This window comes from Mesorhizobium sp. M8A.F.Ca.ET.161.01.1.1 (genome assembly GCF_004792105.1).
In the GTDB taxonomy this organism is placed as follows: Bacteria; Pseudomonadota; Alphaproteobacteria; order Rhizobiales; family Rhizobiaceae; genus Mesorhizobium.
Genome location: NZ_SRTD01000063.1, coordinates 1 through 461, shown reverse-complemented (window position 1 = coordinate 461; position 461 = coordinate 1). Strand labels below are relative to the sequence as shown.

Genomic DNA, 461 nt, shown 5'->3' with positions numbered 1-461 from the left:
CCTCGGGGCACGGCAAAGCCGCTGCCGGAGAACTCCGGCGTCCTCCTGACGGCAAGCGGCGTGCGCGTTTCCTTCATGATGCGATATGGCGGCCTGTTCAAACCAGAACTCAAGGAGCTGATAGCGGTCGACAGCCTCGGCTTGACGCTCAGGCGGCACGAGACACTGGGGCTCGTGGGTGAATCCGGCTCCGGCAAGACGACCTTCGGCCAGTCCCTGCTCCGGTTGAACGAGCCTGTCGGAGGCGAGGTTGTTTTTGACGGTCAGAGGGTCGATGGCCGTTCCCGCGCCGAAATGCGGCCCCTGCGGTCGCGTATGCAGATCGTCTTTCAGGATCCCTTTGCCTCGCTCAACCCCCGCATGACCATTGGCCAGATTATCGAGGAAGGCCTCATCATCAACGGTCTCGGCAAAACGAAGGCCGGGAGGCTGGACCGGGTACGCGACGCGCTGGAGGCGGC

The 461-nt window shown here is 63.8% G+C and carries 1 protein-coding gene; it reads left to right on the top strand.

Going from position 1 to position 461, the window contains the following annotated elements; all coding sequences use genetic code 11:
* On the top strand, window positions 1-461 hold a 461-nt coding region (locus tag EN804_RS34585; protein ID WP_135922303.1), incomplete at both ends, for an ATP-binding cassette domain-containing protein.